This window comes from Paenibacillus sp. GP183 (assembly GCF_900104695.1).
Taxonomy (GTDB): domain Bacteria; phylum Bacillota; class Bacilli; order Paenibacillales; family NBRC-103111; genus Paenibacillus_AI.
Genome location: NZ_FNSW01000002.1, coordinates 72,345 through 96,706, shown reverse-complemented (window position 1 = coordinate 96,706; position 24,362 = coordinate 72,345). Strand labels below are relative to the sequence as shown.

Below are 24,362 nucleotides of genomic sequence, written 5' to 3'. Positions count from 1 at the left end.
CACGGTAGCCTGTGCCGCTAACGGGCAGTAATGTTGAATAAAACACCAAAATCTTCACATCAACATGTGTAACTTAAAATATTTCCTGCACGTCTAATTAAAAACAGGGTGGTTTATAACTTCTGCATTGTCGACCACAGGGAGTGACAAAATTACTATGAATTTTAAAATTGGTGCAATCTTATGTGTGATATTTCTTGCTTTGACTTTTGGGTTTGCGTTATTTCAAGATGGTCAAAAAAAGAAGGAAAACTCGGTTGAGTTTCCCAATATTGAAAATGTTGTTTCAGCAGTAATAGATATAGGCGGACCACCAAGTCCAAATAAAGAACCAATTCAAATTGATTTGAATAATAACATGCAAAAAATAACAGTCGCCAAAATTATATATTGGCTTTCACATGCTGAATATGTAGGTTCCGCCCACAATCAATTAATATCAGATGGCGGTGGACCAAGTGAGTTTGTGATAAAAACTAAAGGCGGAAAATCAATAGGGATCACCAATGCTGTTGATTCCATTTCAATAGTAATATCAAACGGGTGGATGGCAACCGGAGTATCGGTAAGTGATCAGGTAACCATTTCATATGACAATAAAATCATGCGTTTCAAATCACCAGATTTAAAACGATGGATTGAAAGTGACATGAGTAAAATAATTGATGATCGTTTAAAAGAACCACAAAAGCAATGAAGTAAATAATATTCATTCCGACTGTTTGATTAAGCTATCGGAGAACGAGTTGAGTAGATAGAGATTTTTATGATATTATAAGAATTCAGCATAAGGACGGAAGGAAGCCTATTAGGTGGAATTCCGTCTTATTTATGTCAACAAAGAATTCGTCTTAAAATGTGCATATTGAGTCGAGGGTGATAAAAATATTACGGGGGAATAAGAGTGGCAAGAGTGAAAGTATCAAAGCGACCAACGAGGGATGAATTTGTTTTAGAGGAGATCGGAAACCAACTAACGGAAGCTAAACGGGAAAGTTCTGAAATTTTGCTGACGGTCTGGGGATGGGAGGAACCGGTACGCGGACAAATTGTGGAGATGGATTCAAGAACCGGAAAAGTCCATGTCCAGCGGTCCGAAGAGACTGTAAAAGTACCCTTTATGGATATAATGAGAGTAGATTATCCACGGGATTAGATCCGTGGTTTTTTTGACTGGACAAAATCCCATTGTTTTAAACACATAATAATGTTTAAGCTAACGGGCAGTTTAACGTAGTAGCTAAAGGTAGGATAATTAAAGGGAAACATTACGAGTTAAGCGAATTATTAAAAAAGTGATATGTGAAGTTTTACAAAATAAATGGTAGAGGGGAATTGTCGTGGTAGACCTGACAAAGAACGTACTCGAAGACATGAACAAACAGCTCGATCGAATCATAAAGAGCTTAAACCTACTTGATGATGAAATGATTTGGAAAAAAATGAAGGATTCCATGAACAGCATTGGGAACCTTTGCTTACATTTAGCAGGAAACGAGTATCAGAACCTCATAAGTGCAATCGGAAATAAACCTTTCATTCGAGAACGCTCTCGAGAATTTAATTCTGAAGGTGGCATATCGAAGGATGAATTGAGTAGTCTTCTTTTGAGAACACGGTCCGAATCGGCAAGTATATTATCAGTTTTGTCCGAGGAGGATCTAAAAAGGGAAGTCATAATTCGCTATGATTTGGAAGATTGGAACAGAATGCTTCTTGTTAACGCTTCAGAAGATGAAACCTATGAAGTGAGAGTAATCAGCCGGCTACTTGTTCAGGTTGCGGCACACTACGGATATCATGCTGGGCAAATTGTGCTACTTTCCAAATTAATGAAAGATTCGAATGAACACATAACAGGACAGTATCATTGATCATTCATTGAACTAACGGAGAACGATAGTTCAACACCAAAACGGCTGCCGCGGGGCAGCCGTCATTGCGCTAGCTATGATGAACGTGAAAAATAGTAACAGCCCTCCGTATTTGTTACAGGTCGTAGGTTGAAAATGGATAGTGAGAAAACCATTTCAGAGCTACATAGCAAAGGAGAGCTGTCATTATGCAGTCTGCCACAAAATTCATCGGTTTAGATGTTTCGAAAGAAAAAATTTCTGTTGCCATTGCGGATGCTGGGAGGGATCTTCCACGTTACTACGGTGCCATTCCCCACACGGCTGCAGCGTTGCGGAAGCTCATCAAGGAATTAGGACCGGCCAGTACGCTTTCATTTTGCTACGAAGCTGGCCCCACGGGTTACGAAACCTATCGATGGATTGAATCGATGGGGGCTAGTTGTACTGTCATCGCGCCGTCACTGATGCCGAAACGACCAGGGGATCATATCAAGAACGATCGTCGAGACGCCGAACAACTTGCTCGGCTTTTCCGGGCAGGTGAGCTGACACCAGTCTATGTACCTGCTCGGGAAGACGAAGCGCTGCGTGAGCTCGTCCGCACTCGCGAGGCTGCAAAGGAAGATGCGCACCGTGCTCGTCAGCGCGTACTCAAATTCTTGCTTCGTCACCAGATTCATCCTCCGGTTACCGTTAAACGTCGATGGACAAAAAAGTATCGCATCTGGCTCACCCAACTTACGTTTGAACATGACGCGATGCAAATCGCGTTTACCGAAATGCTTCATGCCCTTGAAGAGATTGAGCAGCGAATGGGGCGCATTGAAAAAGCGCTCCTCGATCAGGCTACAGTCGGTGCGAAGGCATCCATCATTCAGGTACTTCAATCCTTGCGCGGTGTGGCGCTCATTACGGCCATCACCATTGCCGCGGAAATCGGTTCGTTTGCGCGTTTCCGTTCGCCTGTTCAACTGATGGCGTACTTGGGATTGGTTCCTCGCGAGCATTCGTCTGGGCTGAGCACAAGACGAGGTTCCATGACCAAAGCAGGAAACAGCCATCTACGTCGAGCGTTGGTCGAATCGGCATGGAGCTACCGTCACCGTCCCGCTGTAAAAGGCGATCTTGCCGAACGACTGAAGGGATTACCTGCCGATGTACAACTGCTGTCCTGGAAGGCTCAAGAACGATTACACAAGAAATACCGCCATCTCGTTTTTGGAAAGAACAAGCATAAGAATGTCGCAATCGGTGCAGTCGCTCGAGAATTGACTGGATTCATATGGGCAGTCGCTCGCACTGTAGAAAAGCCGAACACCAACTAACACCCCTTCCGTCCCCCCAGGGGGACACGCAGGAGGCGTTGCCCCCTGCACCCCCACACTCGCCGTGTGGCGTCCCTCATCTCGGATGAGGGAATAGAAAAGTGTTGATCTGAAACTAGTCGCTTGTCAAGGAAGGCACTTGACAAGCTCACGCCCGAGCACTAGGCCCGGGAGCAAACGAAGGTTCAGGAGAGAATATGCGTTGCCCGTTTGCACTAGGTTGAAAGACCAAACGTGCGTCGCTAGCTGGCACCCGCTCTCCTTGACGAAGGCATAACATGTGGTAACCAACCCACGGATAGCAGCGTGCCGACCGTCGCTCGCATATTTGCTCCCGCGCCTAGTGCTTGGGCTAGTGCAAATACGAAGGGCTTGACAAAAATGTTCATAGCAACGGGCAGGAGAACTTAATCTCAGCGAATTAATAGTAAAAGTAACATTAAATAATTGAATTGGGTGCAACCTCGATTGGCTTTATGCCTTTCGAGGTTTTTTCTTTGGGTGGGGATACCCAGCGCCGAATGAACTCATCATTCAACCAACAATTAGCATATTTGAAACTGACCACATGCGAGTGTAACAACTCCATGTGGTTTTCATTTTGGTTAAAGAAAAATCGCCTTGGAGAACGATCAAAGAATCATTTGAATAAGACAACGAAAAAGCCCATCCTCGCGGATGAGCTTTTTTTATTTTCCCAATAACCGTCCCACCGTTCCGTTAAGACGCGGCCGGTTTGATGATGATCTTGTTAAAGTTGTTGGCGAAAAAGTGGACGAAGGCCATCGTTTCGGCCATGGCGCCCATGGCGTTGCTCGTGGACGTCAGCAGCGCGACCGTTTGCTGGCCGTTCGTGGCGTACGCGGTAAATTTGGAGTTCGCGGGCAAGCCCCGAACGTCGACGATGATTTCGTCGATGCCCGGCATTGCGCGTACCTGGGCATGTCCGGCTCCCGTCGTGCCCTGCACGTCAAGGGTGAGGTACACGTTTTTCTGATTCAGGCCTTGCGAGCTGAGCCCCGTGCTGCTGCCGGGATCGGGGCGGGCGACGTAGACGAGCGCCATCGGGGATTGCCCGATCGGCAACGTATGGATGACTTTCATCGTTTTCGTGTCGATGACGTCCATCGCGTCGGCATATTGCAATGCGACGTAAATGCGGGTGTTGTCCGGACTCGGCCAAATGCCATGCGGACCCCCGCCGGAGTTGTTGATGCGCGTCACGAGCGTCGGCGGGCCGCCGTTTGGCGAACGACGGTAAACGAGCGTCTGGTTCAAGTCGCCGACCGTAACGTACGCATAATTAATGCCGTTAACCGTGACGAAGTTCGGATGATTGGTTCGCGGCCCCGTGTCCATTACGGCTTCGACTTTGAACGTTTTGGCGTTTACGACCGTAGTCGTTTTGCCGTTGATCGGCATGCCGAGCCAAATTTCCTTGCCGTCCGGGGAAACGGCCATGTCCGAGGATCCGCCGGCGTCGGTCGGAATCGCGACGTGCTGAATGATCCGGCGTTTGGCCACGTCGACGACGTCGAGCGCGTCGGCGCGCAAGTGGTTGACATAGGCTAACTTGCCATCCGGGCTGAACAAGATTTTCGAAGGCCCGTCCTCCGATACGATGTGATCGACGACGCGATTTTGACGCCAATCGACGATTGCAATGGTGTCCATGCCGCGTTCCGCAACCCACAGTTCGCGTCCGTCGGGGGAGAAAAAGCCTTCATGCGGCGCTCTCCCCAAGTAAACGGTGCTCAAAATTTTGTTCGTGGCGGTATCGAAAACGTACACGGAGTTGGTTGTCACGTTGATGACGCAGAGGTAGCGTCCGTCGCGGGAAAACCCGAGGCCGTGAACGTTGATTTCGCCGTGATACATCGCGCCCAGAACATCCATGGTCGTGTCCATACGAACGCTGCCGAGCGGAATCGTGCCGAGCACCGTGTTCGTTTTCGGATTTACGACGGTGACCGTGTTGGAGTCTTGGTCGGCGGTGTACACGCGGTCGTTATCCGAGATGGGCTGTGCGCCCGGCAGCGCCGGGGCTTGGATCGGCGCTTTTTTCGGATAGGCGGCGGCTGAAGACGCCGCACCGAAGCTAATCGCGATCGTCAACGTGAGCGCAAATGCTTTGCGGGTGAAAATCATGCGTAAATCCCCCTACTTTTGCGGCGGTTTGTTTTTTTGAATGGGCGAATAGACTGTAGATATTGATAAGCTTTCCAAGACAGAAGCGCGTTATGCAAATATTGTTCAGTGAAAATAAAGTATTAGACCGTGAAAATTAAGTTGTAGACTGAGAAAATATAGTATTAGACTGACGATGCGTCATTAAGCTCCCATGAAAATTAAATCCGCCGAAAAACCTCAAAAAGACAATAATAAACTAGACCTAGCCAAATGATTTTTTAAAAGTGTATACAAACAGTTCTGGTCAACAGATCACAGTACAGCAGCGCGGAGGACTGGATGCCAACATTTACGGCAACCAGGACGGCAGTAAAATTCAATTTAACTCCAACAATTACCAGGCCGACTTGTACACAACATCAGGGGGTCAAAAGGAGCTTTTAATTACAAAGAAAGAGTCAAACAACACAATCACTTACATTCAAATCACAGGAAACGTCACCTCAGACGATCTCCAAACCATAGGAGACGCCTATATCGCAGCAAGGGATAGCAACTAGATTGACCACGCAATTACCAGAAATTCATTGAAATTGGCGTGCCTCACTTTGTAGTGGGGTACGCTTTTGGTCGTACTCTATCACCCAATCCACATGCACTGAAGGGGGAGTGCAAGACAAAACGCACTAATCGGAACGCATAGCACGAATGGTTAGAAAGACATCTGAACAAAATATGAAATTTTATACATACATGTACTGCTGGGCGTTGAGCTAGCAACGGGCAGGTTAGTTAAAGTAAATATTTATAGGAAGACAGTACATTTACTAATGGAACCAACCTGCCATTTTAGATTGCCTTAAAAAGAGGCGACATCGGGGTCAGCAGTATGAGATTGTTTTGGGAATAGGAATCCTTTGGTGTAAGGTGAAAATTGACCTTTTAATCGAAAAGCTTTTTCAATTTCTTCAGCAGCACGACGGGCATCTTCTACGGTACGCTTGCCAGACACCATATCGTTCATCAAGTTTAATACCAAAAAATTTGCCGCTTCTTGGTCACATTTAGCCGTAGCCTCACCAGCCGTACGGTCTGGATATAAACTACCATCAAACCGTGCTATGTCATCAAAAGATTGAACAGGGACTTTATAATCAATGGTTTGTTCTAAATAATCAAGATGCGGAGTCGGAGAGTTATGAAGGACTGTACGCTGATGAACAATCGTCCGCTTCCAAGGACCATTATTATACCAAGTAATTTTTGTCAAGCTTGCATCATTTGGTAAACCATATTTGTTGATTAACAAATAAACTGTTTCTTTTGGTTCCCCAGTCCATCTCTCCAAAATTTGATTTAAAGTCGGAGGAATGCTGGGGTGCTGACGGTAATAACCACTAAATCCATAATCCATTTAAAACACCTCCTGACATATTTTATACTAGTTATTTGTCCATAGTTACAGTGGGCAGCTTGGAAAGTAAAAAAGATTGTGAAGGGTTGTACTTAACGCTAACGAGGAACGATAGCTCAATGAAACACTACAATAGGCTACCGCGGATTCGATCACGGTAGCCTGCTACGTTAACGGGCAGTAATGCTAAAAAAACCACGGGGGTTCCTAGACCTCCCGTGGTTTACTTACTTTCGTACCGCTTCATATACAAACTTCTGCTTTCCGTTAGTGGTGTTTTTCCATAGTCGAAATCAGCAGAAACAACCACATCCGAAAAACCGATGCTTTCTAAAACGAGCTTAAATTCTTCGATGCCATACCGCGTTCCAATCAGTTGTTGAAGTAGTGAGACTGTTCGAGGTCGGGGATCAGTGCAGGTTGCACAGGCCGCCATCCCAGAAGGTCCTGAGTTGCAACGCTTGATCTCGGGATATCGAGCGCTGCAAGTGTGCTGAGGAAGCCGAAGTGGGCGTCTGCCTCTTCACGTGAAATGCTGACTACAGGCACGTTCAGGTGTTTACCGATAACACTTGCGATGTCGCGAAATGGCACCCCTTCATCTGCGACCCCATTTAGTCGTGAACCGGCGGGTGCCTTTTCTAACGCAAGGCGGTATAGATGTGCGGCGTCAAGGCGGTGCACAGCCGGCCAGCGGTTGGTTCCCTCTTCCACATAGGCTGAGAAGCCCTTCGTTTTGGCAATGTTGATCAGTCTCGGCACAAATCCTGTGTCACCCTCACCGTGTACCGAAGGACAAAGCTCTACGATCGATGTCCGCACTCCGCGCTCAGCCAGCAATAACGCTACGTTTTCCGCTGCCACTCCATTGGCGTGCGTGGTGATCACGAACGGCTTACCGGACCCTTCCAGCGCCGCTCCCATCGCTTCGACGGCGTGCAGATCTGCTGTGAGTGCCCCGGCGAAGTTCGAGAAGTCGTGATTGAATGCCAGATGAATGATGCCATCCGCAGCAGCCGCACCACTACGAAGGCTGTCGAGATCGTCGATGTCGCCGCGGTGCACTTCGGCCCCGGCCTCTTTTAGTTTCGCTGCGCTATTGTCTGAGCGCACAAGACCGACGACCTGATGACCCGCATCAATGAGTTCGCGAATGACAGCGGAACCGATGTAACCTGTTGCTCCTGTTACGAAAACACGCATCATGAAATCCCCCTTAAGCTGCTAACCATTGTTGTATAAACTATAATTACCACGCGATGGGTCCATCCTCATCTGAGAACGTTCCTGTTGGACCGTCCGCATCAATCATCGCAAGCCGGACCGCTTCACGCGCCCCTTGTTCAACACTACGAGTGCCAGCAAAATTATTGAGCGCAGTCGATGTAAAGCCTGGACATGCCGCATTGACCTTGATGTTTGTCGATTCAAGCGCAAAGGCAAAGGCAAGTGTCACCGCATGAACAGCCGATTTTGACGCCGAATAGGCCCCAAACATCGCACGATGCGAGTTTTCCGGAATGGAGTTCCAGCTAAGGGAGCCGCCGGTGCTGCCCATGTTGACGATGCGTGCTGCCGGAGCCTCACGCAAAAGTGGCAACATGGCCTGGGTGACAGCAATGACACCAAAAACATTAGTTTCATAAACCGCACGAATGTCTTCGAGCGAAGCAACGGTCAAAAGACCGCTCGCCGCGCCACTGCTCGGAAACAGATCGCCCGGTTTACCTGCGTGTGAGATGCCTGCATTGTTCACGAGTACATCGAGACGACCAAATTCTTTCCGAATACGCTCTTCTGCAGCAACGATGGAGTCCTGATCTGTAACGTCGAGCTGGAGAGCGTGCGCATCCGATCCGATGCTTTTGGAGGCAGTTTCTCCATTCTCGAGGCTGCGTGATCCGACGAGCACGGTGAAGCCGTGTTCCGCTAGATCCTTCGCAATTTGTAAACCTATTCCTTTATTGGCACCGGTGATCAAGGCTACGGGTTTGTCCTGCATGGTTGTAATCTCCTTTTTGGTATGGGATACCATCTATATATTTCCCGTTGGATGTGGGATAATGATATTAAATCACAAAAAAACGGTACTGTAAAGTTCCGGAACTAAATAGTATTGAAATATATATTTTAAAAGGAGCTGAGTTTATGAGTAAAATAAAAAAGAAAATGTCCGAGAGGGGCGAATTATCTGAGGTCGTGGCAGAAAAGCCTGCGCGAACATTAGGCCGCAAGCGAGATCACACGCGGGATGATAAAATCCTCGAGGCGGCAATCGACATCCTCGCCGATGCGAGTTTCGATGGTATGACAATGGACATGGTCGCGGCTCGAGCAAAGGCTGGGAAGGCGACGGTGTACCGCCGCTGGTCTTCCAAGGCGGAGTTAGTCCGAGACGCCTTGGCATGGATGAACCGAAATCATCTTGAGCTCGAAAGCTTGCCTGATACAGGAACCTTGCGCGAAGATCTCCTCGTGCTTTTGAAGCCGCAATCGATCACGGAAGAAGAGCGCAAATTTCGAGTCCTAGCGGGCCTAGGCTCCTTTTTGCAGCATCCGGAATTTGCCGAAGCAGGAACAGCCGGGATTTTCGAGCCATGGGTTGTCGTGAACCGCGAGCTTATGAGCCGAGCCGTCGGCCGCGGTGAAATTCCCGCTCACGCGGACATTGAGATGGCTTGCCAGGTCATTACTTCAATGGCTTCTTTTCGCGGACTCATCCAGCGCAAACCGTTCGACAAGCTTTTCTTCACAGCGCTAATCGACGGCATTCTGCTGCCTGCCCTCAAAAACCCGCAAACAGCTTCAAATATCGTGGACCGATGATGACCAGGCGCTTACCAGAAGAATCTGGCCATTTTGCCGAGTGGCCGGAAATTATATGATTATGTGGCCGGATATCCAGTTGACAAATACAAATTAAAAGTAGGGTTAATTCTTAAAATCTTAATTCTGCTCCTTTGCGTTTGTATTATGGCTTTTTATTCAATTAGTTTATGTTTTGATGTGTACGAATCACTATGCTAGTTGAATCAATCAGTCTAAACCTTCTATTAGAAGCAAACTAGAATTAATTGCTCTAATAGGAGGTTTTATTATGATTTTAAGCGAACTTTGGCGTCATTATGAAGCGGACAAGCGAATCCAAGGGTTTAGTCCAAATGGAATGGTGGATTACTCGTTCGATCCCGTATCCGGCATCGGTCATGGTTGAACAATTTTGGAATTTACTGAACCGAATTCAATTGCAAATGTTCGAAGAAATAGCGTATTAAAATTAGAAAAATAAAATAATAGACAGTGAAAATAAAGGCTCTAAACTGGCGATGCCATTGAGCTAACGGAAACGATAGTTAAATACCGAAAGGGCTGTCACGCGGCAGCCATTCGCTCAGCGAACGGGCAGTATAGCGGAATAAGCTTCCAGTATGATATAATAAATGTGTTTAAAATAGGAGGGCTTTCAATGACAATTGGTTCCCAGAAAGATATTGATGGTCTTACGGAAATCGGCAAAATCGTTGCGTTGACCATAAGTGAAATGAAACGTTGTGCGCGTATCGGAATGACTACTAAAGAATTGGATGATATCGGAGAACGGTTTTTAAATAACCGGGGGGCAGTGTCTGCTCCAAAAACAACCCGAAACTTTCCTGGCAATACGTGTATCAGCATTAATCGTGAAATTGCTCATGGAATACCGGGAAATCGAAAAATTCAGCCAGGCGACCTAATAAACATCGATGTTTCCGCTGAACTGCGGGGCTATTTTGCAGATTCGGGACACTCTTTTCAGATGCATCCATACAATTCTTCTTTAACGCGTCTCTGCAACTATACTCACAATACTATGATGAAGGTTATTTCTTCACTCAAACATGGTGTAAAACTGAACGAAATCGGCAGGATTATTCAAACCGAAGCTGAGAAAGGAGGCTATAAGGTTATAAAGAATTTGTGCAGTCACGGTATTGGGAAATCCCTACACGAGGCTCCCGAGATTCTACCTGTTTATAACAAGCACGATAAACGTGTATTGAAAGAGGGCATGGTCATTACTATTGAGCCTTTTTTATCAACAGGTGCGGATTATGTCGTTGAGCAGTCGGATGGGTGGACTTTATGTCTACCGGACAGCGGTTTTGCGGCACAACATGAGCACACCATAATTATTACAAAGAATCAACCCCTCATCTTGACTGTAGCCTAGGATATCTGAACAAAATTTGGGGGATTGCACTAACGGAAACGATAGCTCAATAAACAATTTGAAGGCTGCCGAACTAAAGATTCGGCAGCCTTCATTACGGGCAGGATAGTCCCAATATGTGGTATTATTTTAGCATAATAGGATGACGAAAAATTTAATAACAAAGGAGAACGATTAGTGAAAGGTCGTGTTTATGTAGAGCACAGGAGCACGGGATTTTTTGCAGTGCAGACCGAAGATAATGATTTCACCGTAATTGAAGCTCTGGGAGAACCACCTTCTATATTAAAGCTGCAGCAAGGGGCAAATAATGAACTTAACGGCAACCGGTCGCCACGATTCGTCGAAAAGATTGACAATGGAGATAATGGCTTTTCATCGTTAACGGGCAGTTTTCTTCAAAAAAGTGTTTATCTGAGTGAAGCATAAAAAAGCATTAATTCTATTGGTATGGTAAATTTAGTAACTGAGTTTCTGACAATTTGTTTATTAATTGAGAAATTCGGTATAGAGGTGTGCTCCGGAGCCGAAATGGTAGCAGGCGACAGCGGGTCAACTGATTTTCTAATTAACTAATGCCTAGCTCTGCACGATGGATGGATTGGCATTTTTTTCTTGAGTTGCATCGGTTCTACGGGATGCTTTGAGTTGCGTCATCTGACGTTCAAAAAATATTTTCGCATGATGTAGAAATTCATCGATCTGGATCGTCTTTATAGTGAAGACATGAAACAACCCCATTATGAAAGTTGAGAGGAGCAATAACCATGAATTACACACTGCTAATGTATGAAACGACGGAGGATTTCGCCAAACGAATCGATCCGATTCACAAGGAGGCATATGTCGCAAGCTGGACCCATTATGTCACAGCGATGCTCGATTCCGGCATTGTGGTAAGCACCGCAGGTCTCCAGTCCCCGGAGACCGCGACCACACTTAGCCGCAGGGGTGGTGAATTGCTGGTTCAGGATGGCCCGATCACCGAAACCAAGGAGCAAATTGGTGGTTTGGCCATCATCGACGTGCCAGATTTAGACACCGCATTGGAATGGGCGGCACGTTGTCCCGGCAGCTCGGTTGAGGTCCGGCCTAACTTGTATCCGATTTCGAAATGAGCGCCATGCATGCTCACCAAATGATTGAACAGACGGCCCGTGATTCCTACGGCCGTCTGGTTGCTTTTCTGGCTGTGCGCTGGCGTGACCTAGCCGCAGCGGAGGATGCGCTTGCCGACGCTTTCCTGGCCGCGCTGGAATCATGGCCTGCGACCGGAGTGCCGGATAATCCCGAGACCTGGCTGCTTACTGCTGCGCAGCGCCGACTGATCGACGGTACCCGGCATGCCCGAGTGCATGCCGGTGCGGAGCAGACTTTGATCGCAATGGCGAAAAATACGCAGCAATGGGCCGAACTCGAAGCGTCTTTTCCGGATGAACGGCTCAAGATGCTGTTTATTTGCGCCCATCCCGAAATTGATCCAGCCGTGCGTACACCGCTCATGCTCCAGTCCGTGCTTGGCCTTGACGCAGCCCGCATTGCTTCTGCCTTCGTTGTTAAGCCTGCAGCGATGGGGCAGCGCCTTACCCGCGCGAAAGCGAAACTGAAGAGCGACGACATTATATTCGACTTGCCCGGAAAGGACGAATGGCCTGAGCGCCTTGAAGCCGTGCTTGAAGCTGTCTATGCAGCCTATGGAAGCGGCTGGGATGATGTGGCCGGCGTAGATCCACGCCGGAAAGGAATGGCCGAAGAAGCGATTTTCATGGGAAGACTGATCTTACGGTTCATGCCGGGGGAACCGGAAGCGCTGGGATTGATGGCGCTTATGCTGCACTGCGAAGCACGCCGCCATGTGCGGCGCAATGAGGCAGGTGACTATGTTCCGATAACCGAACAGGATTATTCCCGTTGGTCAATCACGATGATCGAGGAAGCTGAGCATTGCCTTCGTGTTGCCGCGCAAGGGAACCGCATCGGGCGGTTCCAGCTTGAAGCGGCGATTCAATCCGTGCATTCCCAGCGTGCCTGGACTGGCCGAACGGAGTGGGAAGAGATCGCGTTGCTGTACGAGGGGCTCGTGGGTATCGCTCCAACGATCGGCGCAATCGTCGGCCGGGCGGCAGCCGTTGCTGAGGCTCGTGGGGCCGAAATCGGGATGGCGCTGCTGGAAGAAGTGCCGGCCGAAGCGGTCAAGAGCTATCAACCTTATTGGGCACTGAGCGCCCATTTGTTCAAGCGGATGCAGAGGTTCGAAGAAGCCCGTGCCGCATACAGCCGCTCCATCGGACTGTGCATGGATCCTTCCATTCGCGCGTTTCTGGAGAAGCAAGCTGGAGAATGTTAGTAGTCAGGTCTGTCGTCATGGATGATCATATCCAGGGACAGACCTTTTTTTGTTTTGTTCTCAAAATGCGAATGACTTGTTCACACAGGCTTCACGCTGGTTACGTCATCAAGTTTCATTTCAATTTTACGTTTTGTCACAGGCAAACGTATTCCCGCCAGTGCACCTATCAGTGATAGAACGCCGGAGGCGAGAATCGCCGGAACGAATCCGTCGGTGAACGATTGGGCAGAGGCGTAGTCGCCGTTTGCAGTGAAAACGATGGCGAGGATCGCGATGCCAAATAAGCTTCCGAGCTGCCGTAGCGTATTGAAAACTCCAGATGCTTTGCCGATTTCGTTCGGTGAGACTGATCCGATAACAACACTCATCGTTGACGGCTGTGCCATGGATAATCCGCACCCGCTGATGATCATCGGCGCAATGAAGGCAGTATATGCGGTGTCCGGGGCTGCGATCAGCCCGATCCAGAACATCCCGAGCGAATGCATGAAGAGCCCGCAGACAACGAGGGGCTTTTCGCCTATACGTTTGACCAGATTGCCGGCGACCGGCGCGACAACAAATACGGTTGCGGTCCAAGGCAGCATTCTCAGACCCGCGCCCATTGGGCTGTAACCCTGCGCGATTTGCAAATATTGGGCGATGAAGAACAAAGCGCTGATGAGCGATGTGTAAAGCAGAAAGCTCGCTGCATTGCCCATGGAGAAGGAACGGGAACGAAACATTCGCATGGGCAGCATGGGATTAAGGGTCCGAAACCCCCAGTCAACAAACATCAGCATGAAGATAAAGCCAAGCGCCAGCGGCAGTATGACTTCCCAGCTATACCAAGTCTCACTAGCGATTCGAATCAATCCCCAAACCAGCCTGAGTACACCGCAGGTTGCGAATAGGAGACCTCTTAAATCAAGCGCGCTATTCGGGCCATGGCTCTCTCCTATTCGACTCCATAACGTAGCAAGCAGGAAGAGTCCGATGGGGACATTAATCCAGAATATCCATTGCCATGCAACCCCCTCGGTGATCGCGCCGCCCACAACGGGTCCGGCGAGAACAGCCAGCCCAAGGATTCCGCTGAATATGCCCATCGCCTTCGCCCGCTGCTCGGGCGGGAATGCGGTGCTTAGGAGAGCGACGGACAACGGCATGATCAACGCCGCCCCAACACCCTGAATCGCCCGGAAGACGATCAGCCATCCCAAACTGTCTGCCAGAGCGCAAGCTGCGGATGCAGTAATAAACACAGCAATGCCTGCCGCAAACATTTGTCGCCTTCCGAATCGGTCACCAAGCGCCGAGGCGTTCATTAAAAGTACCGCGAAGCAGAGAATGGTTGAATGGGCTCCAACAGCAAAATGCGGATTTACAGGCCTTTTGTACGCCCTTTACAATGCCACCATAAGATGATATTCTATAAACACGACGTTAACGTCATGTTTAGGGGTGACCAATGAAAGACCGCATGCGCATAGGTGATTTAACCGAACGAGCCAGGGTAACTCACCGCACGGTTCGATATTACGAGAGTATAGGACTGATACCTTCAGATGAGCGTGAAGGCAACAGCCAGCACTACTACACAGAAGAGACGGTTGCCCGCCTCCGAAAAATTGACCAATTAAAGAAGCTTGGACTTAGTCTGGAAGAAATAAGAGACGTTATTGATTTCTATTTCATTGACCCAAGTGGTGTACAACCTAAACAGAAAGTCCTCGCTATCCTGCGGCAGCATCTCGCAGAGGCTGACCAGAAGATCGATGGGTTACAGCAATTCCGGACTGATTTACAGGCCAACATCGAACGCTTCGAGCGCTGGTTCAAGGAAAAAGAACAGCATTAATTTTTTTTGCTTCAAACATGTCGTCAACGTCATGTTTGATATAAATTTTTTGTAGGAGGGTTAAAAATTATGAATGAAACTATCGGATTCATCGGACTTGGCAATTTAGGATTACCTATGGCTACCAATCTCCTTAATGCCGGATATTCTCTCACGGTGTACAACCGAACTGCGAGTAAAGCAGCATCTCTAGTTGCTCAGGGCGCACGGCTGGCGTCCCAGCCGGTTGAGGCTGTAACGGCCGGAGGAATTATCGCAACTATTTTGTGGGATGATGCATCTGTGGAAAGCATCGTCATGAGCGATGGCTTTTTAGAGAAGCTTGGTACGGGTGGTGTTCACATCTCGATGAGCACGGTATCGCCAGATACATCAAGGAAGCTTGCAGCTCTTCACGCAGAGCATGGGAGTATCCTGGTGGAAGCGCCAATCTTCGGAGTCCCACAGGCAGCGGTCGCCCGTCAACTCTCCATCCCCATGGCGGGACCGCAGAAGGCCAAGGAATGCGTTAGACCGATTCTAGAAGCGATGGGAGGATTGAATATTTTCGACTTCGATGAAGAAGTGGGCGCAGCAAATCAAGTTAAGCTCGTGGGAAACTTCATGATTACTTCAGCCGTGTACACAATTAGAGAAGCCCTCGCGATGGTCGAGAAGAATGGGGGCGATCCCAAAGCCGTGATTGATATGCTAACCCAAACGCTGTTTAACGCTCCTATCTATAAGAGATATGGCCAGATGGTTGTCGACAAAGAGGATCATCTCTTCACACAAAACAAGATCCCGCTGAAGGATGTGGGCATCTTTAAAAAAACATCACAACACGTGGAGTCTCCCACTCCTATGTCAAGTCTATTGTACGACCTATTGAGTAGCGAGCAAGGACAAGGCTAACATCAAAAATCCGATGCGATGTTCATGTTAAGAATTGGTAGTATGGGATCGACCAGTTCGAAACCTAAGAAAAGACTGAACTAAACGGATAACGTTAGTTAGTTGAATAAAGGACTGAATTAAGGACTCTATACAAACGATGAAGGAGCTGCCGCGACAGTTATTATTTTATCATCGAAAAATGGATCTATATAGTGTATGACACCAAATACAAAGCCTTGATATATAAGGACTTTAACCGGATTATAGACATATGTACAAAATGCAGCTTTTGTGAAGTAGTTCGTTAGATAACTGAGCAAGAAGAAGCTCCAGTACCAGTTACGTTACCGCGGGTCCCCCCATCATCATAAACGCCCGAAGCAAATTTGTATGTTCCCGCTACAAAATCCTCCGCCGCCGCGTAGCGGTTTTCCTGATTTGACGCCCAGCCCTTCACCTCGGTTACTGGTCCGAACAAATAGTCAAAAAAAATCCAGCGTATGGCTTGCCAAGTCAAAAAACAGTCCTCCTCCGGCTATTTCCGGTTGAACTCTCCATGGCAATTCTTCGCCAACCAACGGTTTGCGCAGCAGGGTGGTGGTAACGAAACGGACATCGCCGATCGCCCCACTCTCCACTAATTTACGAATCTTGGCAATGTTCTCCGATAGTAAGCCACAAAAAGCGACACATTGTGCTTTTGGCATACACCGATCATTTCCTCGCATTCAGGCATAATTTAATGCCATCGGTTTTTCGACATAAACGGGCTTTCCCGCTTCTGCAGCCTGGATTGCATATTGTTTGTGAAATGCAGGAGGAGTCGCAATATAAACGGCGTCCACTTCAGAGTCGTCAATCAGATCTTTCGCATTATCGTACCATTTAGGTACGTTATGCCGCTTCGCATAATCTTCCGCCAACGCACCGTTTCTTCTCATCACGGCTACAAGCTGGGAATGCTCCGCTTTCTGGAAGCCCGGGCCGCTCTTTACTTCTGTCACATCTCCCACACCAATAATTCCCCATCGAATCATCTTCACAGAATACACTCCATTTCAACTGCAATAAAATTGTTCGGGTTGAATGCATAAAATTATTATAATCTATGATTAAGACTACCGTTTTAATTTTTGCAGCACAACCTTGCAAGGTTCTGAACAGAGCATTTGATTTATTTCCATTCCGGAAGAAAAGACTTCGTATTGTCCAACATGCGTTCGAAAAGCTCTCTAGCATCTTTGGGTGAAATATTCACCAACGGATCGCTTACGAAAGCGCGAAAAGCCTGGTCCTTGTCCCTATTAAGCGAAGCCTGTAAGATCGTTTCTTGATTCCATATATGACGCTGTACGAGACTATTGATTTCCGACGGAAGCTTCCCGGATATGATCGGTTTTACACTGTCACGGCCGAATATAGCATTCGTTTCTACTACAGCGCCAAGAGGCGTATTGCCCATTTGCCCCCGGTTCGGCAGGTTGACATTCGTTACAAGATCCCCAAGACCCAGCAATGCCTTAATCATGTCAATGCCTTCTTCGCCAGTCGGCCGTATGGCAAATTCTTCTTCCCCTTGTGCCAATCTTGCACTCTTTGCAATCAAAGCTTGCTGATTTTGCTTACGCCAATCCACCTTGGTTAAACTGAATTTCCACTCATGAACCGTTTCCGGATTTTTTAAATACCAGGAATGCGGCATGAATTCGGCCAAGTGACGGTCTCCGGCTGCTGCGATCAGCCCGAATTTGCGAAAAAGGTCAAACTTCACCCGATCCGCCGAGGCAAAATGATTGTTCATCCAGTGCCCCTCTTCAGCGCCATCAAAGCCTTCCTTGTGATAGCGGCCGACAAATTCCCGATACATCGGGAACAAATCCATTCCTTGATAAGAAGCTTGATTCAGCCAAGTAAAATGGTTAATCCCGAGTACATTCACCTTGATATCGCGCCGATTTACATTGGGAATATTCGCCATTTCTTCAAGCATGGAGGCAAGCAGTTTCTGGGTGCCGAATACTTCATGGCAGCATCCGATCGCTTTAACTTCCGGAAATACCTCATAAAGTGTACGCGTACATAATGTCATAGGATTCGTGTAGTTGATGATCCATGAGTCAGGTGCGTAGGAGCGAATGCTTTTGGCCAGCTCCACATACATCGGGATCGTACGCAATGCACGGATCGTACCGCCTGGGCCTACGGTATCCCCTACCGATTGATAGATTCCGTATTCTTCCGGTAAATGTACATCGGAATGCATCTCTTGGAAGCTTCCCGGCAGTATAGAAATGATAACGAAATCGGAGCCGGTAAGAGCTTCTTTTAACGAAGGAACTCCCTCATACTTCCACTTTCCTGCAGCTTCAGCCCGTTCAGACAGGCGATTGCCGATCACCGCATTCGTATTCGCGGCATCAACATTAAGATCATATAATTTAACGGTACCGGAAAGCTGACCTTCTTGCGCCAGGTCGCTCATCAAGCCCCAGGCCCATCCTCTCGAGCCGCCGCCGATGTAGGCAATTTGAATATCCTTAACGACATTTTGATTGGGTTTCATCAGAATCCTCCATATAGGTTTGAATGATTTATCCTTTTAAATAACAGGCATATAGCTGTCCAACCACCCCAATTGTTTAAACAGCAAGTAACGCGAGATCTTGATTACCGCCTGAATTCACGGATCCATCTGAGCTCATCCTTTTGAAAACCTCAAAACATCGCCTTTGCGGGTCTCCCATTCGATCATTGGGCCAGTAACCGGTTCGGGCTTGCGGTCATTCAAGGAAACCGTCGACCGGGACCAAAGAGGATGCATGCGCAAACGTCCGCCAGCTTCGCTGAACAATTCAACCCATTCCACATTCTCGCCGTCATAAGCAGCGCTGATCAGGAACCCGCCGACCGCCCGTAAATTGCTGAACGACGCCTTTTGTCCCTTGGGCCAGTTCGGGAACAATCGGATTTGCCCATTGTAGCTTTGCATTAAGCATTCGTTAATTACGGCCGGCAGTGCGAAATTCTCGAACCAGATGCCCATCCGGCCCATAAAATTAAAATCCGTAGCATCGTGATATCGCCCCCCGGACTGCAGCAGTTTATCTGTGCAAGTGCCGTTGGGAAGCATACAATAGTGGATCTGCCGCTTGAATTTTTGCAAGTCGAGCAGCCCAAGCCGCGCCCCCTGCAAACTGTAGAATACCAGTTCATTGCCGCCCTCATTCAAGTGATTCATATACGTGTTGCGCAGGAGCTCCCGTTCTTCGACGGAATGTATTCCGTGTTCCTCACCGGGGAATACGGTCATCAAGCTATTCGGCGTGTTATAGACGATTTGGGGATCTTCACCCTCTACGCAAACAAGAACCTCGCCATATTTCTCAGAGTTAGCGGTCGGATAGTCCGGATAATGCCGCAAAATATATTCCACCGCCTCGATGGTCTCTTTCTCCTCCAGCTCGAAGCCGAGAATGCGGCAAGCCGAGAGGTAGGCCTTGAAAACGAATTTGGCCAGAGTGAGGTCAACAAGGCAATCTTTGTTCATCTTAAAGAACGGGGTCAGTCCGTACAGTTCAGGAACTACGGTAGGGAAAATGTGGCACTTGCCATCCCCCTGGGAGTCACCGTGCGCCTCAGGCCGGGTCATATAGTCCGCCAGAAAGCGTACCGACTCTTTAATGGGGACAAACGCCCGGTGCTTCAGAAAATCACGGTCCATCGTATACAAATAGTGCCACCACAAGCTTTGTACCGTCCACGGGGTTTCACAGATTTCCCACCCCCACGTAGGAATGGGATAGGGCATCATAGTCATGTCGACGGGATATGCCGAATGTGGAAAGCAGGCGCCGCGCAAACCATAATAATCGTTGGCCCAGCTGCGGCTGATCGGCAGGATATGGTGAACCAGATCCACATAGGCCACATGCCTGTCAACATGATTACTGGAGAACGCCGCCCAGAAGGGCTGCTGAGCATTATAGTTGAAATGATAATCGCCATGCCATGAGGTCCCGATTTTCCGGTAGCTCCAATTGGCAAAAAGTCCAGGACAGGTGACCCCAGCTTTCACGGCGCATTGAAAGAAATACAAATTCCAGTACCAAATTTTCTCTAATAATTCGTCTTCCAATTCAACGGCCGAACGTCCCCAGAACTCGTCATAATGGCGGATGGATTCTTCTCTCGCCTGTTCATATTGTGCCAATTCAGGAACTGGAGGGGATGTAGGCTTCGGCAGCAAATCCGATAACAGCCCTTCCTCCAGCTGCACCACGGCAAGGAAAGGCTTGTTCTGAAGCAGATCCGCCCCCGTCAATACCTGCTCCCGGCTATCGGCGCCGGAAAAATCGCCTTTGATCCCATACGTTTCATAGTGGAGGGGATTTTCGACCATGCGGAAGGCATCCGCCGTTCGCACACTCAAACGGAAGGCCCGGTCTTGTGGATGAGGCTCCGTTCTCTGTCGAAAGTCTTCCCGGTATGGAAGAGTTTGTTCAAACATAATCAATTGTTTCTCTTCCGCAACAGCCGCTACAAATCGGGGCAGGTCCTGCGAACGCTCGGGATCAGGTATCAGCTTGATCCGGTTGAAAGGGGACGTGATCCATTCCCCCTGCCCATCAACCATCCTCAACCAAACCTGGTCGGTTTGCGGCTCGACGAAAATCTCCAGGACGGCCTGTTTACCTTCGATTAAAAAATAGACCTCGCAAATCCCGGTCGATATATCGATCTTATGGCCCAATATTTCCGCTTCGCGCCGGTCAAACCCGAGCAGCAGGGAGCCGCACGGCATCGGGCAAGGATAAGGCTTCGCGTAATTCTCACGAGCCATCCGGCAATAATCTCGGTACCATTCGTTTTCGTGCAAATGGTCGTGTTCGGGCGAGATTTCCATAATCTTTGCGAATATTTCTTGAAAGGTACCGAGCTTCTCCCGGTTTTCTTCGGCGATCCGAATGTCCCAGACGTTGTTATGGCCGAAATGAATGACTACGGCATCCGGTCGGGTCGTCACAATCGCCCCCAAGCCGCCATTGCCGAGAACCGCCCCTTCAAAAAAATCCGGGGCAGGCCTGTCGAGTGTGATGGGGTGCTGCTTGGCTCTGGATATGCTCTCCAACTGTGATCGTACGTTCATATCGAACACCCATTTCTATGTGAATTTTGTTGCTGCCCGGTCCGCTACTTCAATCCGGTGGTGGCGATCCCGTCCAGGAAGTAGCGCTGGAACGACAGGAATATGGCCATGATGGGAATTAGAGACAAGACCGACATGGCGAGCAGCGCTCCCCAGTTCGATTCGCCGGACGGGTCGAATAAGGAAAGAATCCCAAGCTGAACTGTAAACAGCCTGATATGATTCAAATAGATCATCTGGCTGAAAAAATCGTCCCACGTCCAGATAAAAGTAAAGATCGCCGTCGTGATGAGAGCAGGAACCAGAAGCGGCAGGATGATCCGGACATAAATTTGCCCCTGCCCGCAGCCGTCGATTGTAGCGCTTTCGTCGAGTTCTTTCGGAATTCCTCGGATGAATTGAACCATAAGCAGGATGAAGAACGAATCATGCGCGAGCCATTTGGGCACGACAATAGGCAAAAAAGTATTGATCCAATGGAACTGGTTATACAAGATATATTGCGGAACCAAAGTTACATGATAAGGCAGCATGATGGTAAGCAGCATCAAGCTGAACCAAAGCTTACTGAATTTGAAGTTCAAACGGGCAAAAGCAAAAGCGGCCAGCGAGCAGGTCACGAGGCTCCCCATGACGGACAGAACAGATAACTCGAACGAATTGGCGAAGAACCGGCCGAAGGAAATGCCCTGCAACCCCTTCCATCCGGACACATAATTAGCCAATGTGATTTCTTTGGGCCATAGACCGGTATCCGTGAAAATAAGGTTATTCGGTTTAAACGAACTGGTTAAGAGCCAGACAATCGGGTAAAGCATCACAAGCCCCAGCCCGATGGTCGCTAAGTGCCGAATGAAAGGCTTATAGGAAATGCCTGCATTCAAGAAGTTTTCCCCCCTTTATCCTTGCCATCCCCGTAAAAGACCCAATACTTGGAAGTGATAAATACAATAGAGGTAAATACAGCGATAATGGCGAGCATAATCCATGCCAGTGCCGAGGCATAACCCATCTCGAAAAATGAGAAGCCTTTCAGGTATAGGTACAGCGTATAAAACAAGGTCGAATTGATCGGCCCGCCACGCCCATCGCCAATCACATAACCCGGGGTGAATACTTGAAAAGAATTGATGATCCCCATTACAAGATTAAAGAAGATCACTGGAGACAGCAAAGGCAGCGTGATCCTAAAAAACTGAACCGCTTTACCCGCGCCGTCCACCTCCGAAGCCTCATACAGATCGGCAGGGATTTGCTTCAACCCGGCTAAAAAAATGACCATAGCTGAGCCGAATTGCCATACCGACAAAGCAACGATGGTATAGATGACATAGTCGGGATGGGATATCCATGCGGGACCCCGAATCCCGAACCAGCTCAAGAAATGATTGAACAAGCCGTTTCCGTCGAACATTTTTCTCCATACCACGGCAATCGCCACGCTTCCGCCGAGCAGGGAAGGTATATAGTAGACGGTGCGGTACACTCCGAGCGCTTTGATGCCTTTATTCAGGAAGATCGCGACCAGCAAGGCAAATATCAGTCGAACCGGTACGGAAATAAAAACATATTGGAACGTCAGAAGTAAGGAATGATAAAACGATGGATCGCTGGTAAAGATTTGCTGGAAATTATTTAATCCGATCCACTTCGGCGGGGTCAACAAATTGTAAGCGGAAAAAGACAGATAAAAGGAACCGAGCATCGGACCCAGCGATAGAAAGAAAAAACCGAGCAGCCAGGGCAGCAAAAATAAATAGGCCACTCGATTATGTTGGGATCTTACCGATCTCCGGAAGGTTGGCATATCCAAATCCTCCATTTACTTATTTTTGCTTAAAATTTGTTGTGTGCCCGTGAACAGTTCGTCAGCCGATTTCTTGACATCTTTCTTGCCGAAAGCAATCTGCTGGCCGGTAGTTTCGAGCAGCTTGCTGAATTCGTTATACCCGGGAATATTATAGCTGGGTTTAACCGGTTCCTTTTTGGCTGCTGCGGACACACGATCGATATAGTCATAAATCTGCTGATCGGTCGCATCGGCATTCTGTTTGAGAACATCCCTCATCTTCGAGGATACGGGAATCCCCCGGTCATTCCCTAAAATTTTGACCGCATCTGGATCGTTAACCCAGAAATTGATCAGCATAGCCGCTTCTTTGGGGTACTTCGTTTTGGCATAGGCGGAAATCCCCTGACTGGAGTCGAGGCCGAGACCGGTGCCTTTGGCACCGCGGGGAACTTGCAACAGCGCCAGCTTATCCTTGGTCGAGCCTTGCATGGCCTTCATGAGGTTGGAAGGCACAAAGCTCATCGCTGCCTTGCCGGTAACGACTAATGATTTGCTCGTATCCAGCGAAGAAGCGGACACTTGCAGCTCCGGAGTGACCAGGCCTCCGCCCTTGCTCAAGTTATCCCAATAGGCGAACCAGGCTTCGGCATCTTTAGCTTCAAACCCGAGTTTTCCGGATTCGTTATCGTACACAATCTTGCCGTTTTGCCTAAAGTAGACTTCCATCGCGTTGTAATCAGATGTGAAATTGTATGAGCCATAATAATCCTTGCCCAGCTTTTGAGATACTTCTTTGCTCACCTTCGCGTAATCGTCCCATGTCCATCCGTCTTGGGGAATCGGCATTCCGGCTTTCTTGAACAATTCCGTGTTGGCTATAATACTTCGTGCGTTTGCGCCTATGGAAACGCCGTACAGCTTCCCTTTGCTGGACGTGTAATCCAGAAGCGTCTTGTCGATATCCGCCGTATTCAGCGCATTCCCGACATAAGGATTCAGATCCAGCAATACTTCTTTATTGGCATAATCGAGAAGGTTGCTGCCCAGTGTAAACACATCGGGAGCGGTTTGTGAAGCAAGCTGCGTATTCAATTTATCGAAATACCCGGAAACGGGGGAAAACTCGCTCGTAACCTTGATGTTCGGGTATTTTTCCTCGAACTTCTTGAGCATTTGATTGGTCAGGTCGGCCCGTTTCTGATCCCCCCACCACATGACCCGTAGCTCCACTTTCTTGGCAACTGCTTCTACTTTACCTGCACTCGTCCCGGCTGCAGCCGGCGTCCCTCCCGTTCCTCCGGAGCATGCCGTTGACAAGGCGACCAATGAGCCTAATACAGGAACCAGCCAGTGTTTCTTCATATGAATTCCCCCTAGATAAGATGAGTTAACCTGCAAATTAAGCATAAGACATCCCTATCTG

The 24,362-nt window shown here is 48.4% G+C and carries 25 protein-coding genes and 1 pseudogene; 13 read left to right on the top strand and 13 right to left on the bottom strand.

Annotation, left to right across the window (positions count from 1 at the left end; all coding sequences use genetic code 11):
- Positions 1-157: 157 nt before the first annotated feature.
- From BLV33_RS27020 to BLV33_RS27005, 4 genes are all read left to right on the top strand, one after another.
- Positions 158-697, top strand: a complete 540-nt coding sequence (locus BLV33_RS27020; protein ID WP_090799383.1) for a hypothetical protein — start codon at positions 158-160, stop codon at positions 695-697.
- Between the two features lie 207 nt (positions 698-904).
- Complete coding sequence (locus BLV33_RS27015; protein WP_090799382.1) at positions 905-1,156, top strand: YolD-like family protein; 252 nt, start codon at positions 905-907, stop codon at positions 1,154-1,156.
- A gap of 184 nt (positions 1,157-1,340) precedes the next feature.
- Entirely contained in the window at positions 1,341-1,874 is a 534-nt protein-coding gene (locus tag BLV33_RS27010; protein WP_090799380.1) for a DinB family protein, read from the top strand.
- A 188-nt stretch (positions 1,875-2,062) separates the two neighbouring features.
- The gene (locus BLV33_RS27005) at positions 2,063-3,181 is read left to right on the top strand and encodes an IS110 family RNA-guided transposase (protein WP_090799379.1); all 1,119 of its coding nucleotides are present in this window, start codon (positions 2,063-2,065) and stop codon (positions 3,179-3,181) included.
- Between the two features lie 720 nt (positions 3,182-3,901).
- On the opposite strand, the gene BLV33_RS27000 is transcribed toward BLV33_RS27005, so the two are convergent.
- Positions 3,902-5,329 carry a YncE family protein gene (locus BLV33_RS27000; RefSeq protein ID WP_090795295.1) on the bottom strand — a complete coding sequence of 476 codons (1,428 nt, stop codon included), beginning with the start codon at positions 5,327-5,329 and terminating at the stop codon, positions 3,902-3,904.
- Between the two features lie 266 nt (positions 5,330-5,595).
- Here BLV33_RS27000 and BLV33_RS26995 point away from each other — a divergent pair, with 266 nt between their 5' ends.
- A complete protein-coding gene (locus tag BLV33_RS26995) occupies positions 5,596-5,871 on the top strand; it encodes a hypothetical protein (protein ID WP_090799377.1) in 276 nt (91 codons plus the stop codon).
- Positions 5,872-6,170: 299 nt separating this feature from the next.
- On the opposite strand, the gene BLV33_RS26990 is transcribed toward BLV33_RS26995, so the two are convergent.
- The 3 genes from BLV33_RS26990 to BLV33_RS26980 all read right to left on the bottom strand — a co-directional run bounded on the left by BLV33_RS26990 (position 6,171) and on the right by BLV33_RS26980 (position 8,727).
- Positions 6,171-6,725 carry a hypothetical protein gene (locus tag BLV33_RS26990; protein WP_090799376.1) on the bottom strand — a complete coding sequence of 185 codons (555 nt, stop codon included), beginning with the start codon at positions 6,723-6,725 and terminating at the stop codon, positions 6,171-6,173.
- A gap of 372 nt (positions 6,726-7,097) precedes the next feature.
- Positions 7,098-7,928: an SDR family oxidoreductase gene (locus BLV33_RS26985; protein ID WP_090799374.1), complete on the bottom strand. Its 831-nt coding sequence runs from the start codon at positions 7,926-7,928 to the stop codon at positions 7,098-7,100.
- A gap of 46 nt (positions 7,929-7,974) precedes the next feature.
- Positions 7,975-8,727 (bottom strand): SDR family oxidoreductase, encoded by a 753-nt coding sequence (locus BLV33_RS26980; protein WP_090799373.1) that lies wholly within the window; start codon positions 8,725-8,727, stop codon positions 7,975-7,977.
- Between the two features lie 146 nt (positions 8,728-8,873).
- On the opposite strand from BLV33_RS26980, the gene BLV33_RS26975 reads away from it, so the two are divergent.
- The 6 genes and pseudogenes from BLV33_RS26975 (at position 8,874) to BLV33_RS26955 (ending at position 13,282) form a co-directional block, all read left to right on the top strand.
- Positions 8,874-9,551: a TetR/AcrR family transcriptional regulator gene (locus BLV33_RS26975; protein ID WP_090799371.1), complete on the top strand. Its 678-nt coding sequence runs from the start codon at positions 8,874-8,876 to the stop codon at positions 9,549-9,551.
- A gap of 640 nt (positions 9,552-10,191) precedes the next feature.
- Entirely contained in the window at positions 10,192-10,935 is a 744-nt protein-coding gene (map, locus tag BLV33_RS26970) for a type I methionyl aminopeptidase (protein ID WP_090799370.1), read from the top strand.
- Positions 10,936-11,112: 177 nt separating this feature from the next.
- Entirely contained in the window at positions 11,113-11,364 is a 252-nt protein-coding gene (locus BLV33_RS26965; protein ID WP_090799368.1) for a hypothetical protein, read from the top strand.
- 338 nt (positions 11,365-11,702) lie between these two features.
- Positions 11,703-12,053 (top strand): YciI family protein, encoded by a 351-nt coding sequence (locus BLV33_RS26960; RefSeq protein WP_090799367.1) that lies wholly within the window; start codon positions 11,703-11,705, stop codon positions 12,051-12,053.
- Positions 12,050-12,223 (top strand): annotated as a pseudogene (locus BLV33_RS30315) (RNA polymerase subunit sigma-70); the annotation flags it as partial. The gene BLV33_RS26960 and the pseudogene BLV33_RS30315, both read left to right, overlap by 4 nt.
- 213 nt (positions 12,224-12,436) lie before the next feature.
- The gene (locus tag BLV33_RS26955; RefSeq protein WP_253187302.1) at positions 12,437-13,282 is read left to right on the top strand and encodes an RNA polymerase sigma factor; all 846 of its coding nucleotides are present in this window, start codon (positions 12,437-12,439) and stop codon (positions 13,280-13,282) included.
- Positions 13,283-13,362: 80 nt separating this feature from the next.
- On the opposite strand, the gene BLV33_RS26950 is transcribed toward BLV33_RS26955, so the two are convergent.
- A complete protein-coding gene (locus tag BLV33_RS26950; protein ID WP_290439090.1) occupies positions 13,363-14,616 on the bottom strand; it encodes an MFS transporter in 1,254 nt (417 codons plus the stop codon).
- A 119-nt stretch (positions 14,617-14,735) separates the two neighbouring features.
- On the opposite strand from BLV33_RS26950, the gene BLV33_RS26945 reads away from it, so the two are divergent.
- Together BLV33_RS26945 and BLV33_RS26940 are read left to right on the top strand one after the other, a co-directional pair.
- A complete protein-coding gene (locus tag BLV33_RS26945; protein WP_090799365.1) occupies positions 14,736-15,125 on the top strand; it encodes a MerR family transcriptional regulator in 390 nt (129 codons plus the stop codon).
- A gap of 69 nt (positions 15,126-15,194) precedes the next feature.
- Complete coding sequence (locus tag BLV33_RS26940) at positions 15,195-16,019, top strand: NAD(P)-dependent oxidoreductase (RefSeq protein WP_090799363.1); 825 nt, start codon at positions 15,195-15,197, stop codon at positions 16,017-16,019.
- A gap of 286 nt (positions 16,020-16,305) precedes the next feature.
- On the opposite strand, the gene BLV33_RS30950 is transcribed toward BLV33_RS26940, so the two are convergent.
- The 8 genes from BLV33_RS30950 to BLV33_RS26910 form a co-directional block, all read right to left on the bottom strand.
- Positions 16,306-16,518 (bottom strand): hypothetical protein, encoded by a 213-nt coding sequence (locus tag BLV33_RS30950; protein ID WP_366414867.1) that lies wholly within the window; start codon positions 16,516-16,518, stop codon positions 16,306-16,308.
- Positions 16,484-16,708, bottom strand: a complete 225-nt coding sequence (locus tag BLV33_RS30945) for a Gfo/Idh/MocA family protein (protein WP_366414866.1) — start codon at positions 16,706-16,708, stop codon at positions 16,484-16,486. The genes BLV33_RS30950 and BLV33_RS30945 overlap by 35 nt, the downstream gene beginning before the upstream one ends.
- A 21-nt stretch (positions 16,709-16,729) precedes the next feature.
- On the bottom strand, positions 16,730-17,038 hold the full coding sequence (locus BLV33_RS30940; RefSeq protein WP_366414919.1) for a Gfo/Idh/MocA family protein: 309 nt from the start codon (positions 17,036-17,038) through the stop codon (positions 16,730-16,732).
- A gap of 137 nt (positions 17,039-17,175) precedes the next feature.
- Positions 17,176-18,564 carry a family 4 glycosyl hydrolase gene (locus tag BLV33_RS26930; protein ID WP_090799362.1) on the bottom strand — a complete coding sequence of 463 codons (1,389 nt, stop codon included), beginning with the start codon at positions 18,562-18,564 and terminating at the stop codon, positions 17,176-17,178.
- Between the two features lie 135 nt (positions 18,565-18,699).
- Positions 18,700-21,147: a glycosyl hydrolase family 95 catalytic domain-containing protein gene (locus tag BLV33_RS26925; RefSeq protein WP_090799360.1), complete on the bottom strand. Its 2,448-nt coding sequence runs from the start codon at positions 21,145-21,147 to the stop codon at positions 18,700-18,702.
- A gap of 44 nt (positions 21,148-21,191) precedes the next feature.
- Entirely contained in the window at positions 21,192-22,031 is an 840-nt protein-coding gene (locus tag BLV33_RS26920; RefSeq protein WP_253187278.1) for a carbohydrate ABC transporter permease, read from the bottom strand.
- Positions 22,028-22,954: a carbohydrate ABC transporter permease gene (locus BLV33_RS26915; RefSeq protein ID WP_090799359.1), complete on the bottom strand. Its 927-nt coding sequence runs from the start codon at positions 22,952-22,954 to the stop codon at positions 22,028-22,030. Before BLV33_RS26915 ends, BLV33_RS26920 begins: the two co-directional genes overlap by 4 nt.
- A 15-nt stretch (positions 22,955-22,969) precedes the next feature.
- Positions 22,970-24,301: an ABC transporter substrate-binding protein gene (locus tag BLV33_RS26910; protein ID WP_090799357.1), complete on the bottom strand. Its 1,332-nt coding sequence runs from the start codon at positions 24,299-24,301 to the stop codon at positions 22,970-22,972.
- Positions 24,302-24,362: the final 61 nt, after the last annotated feature.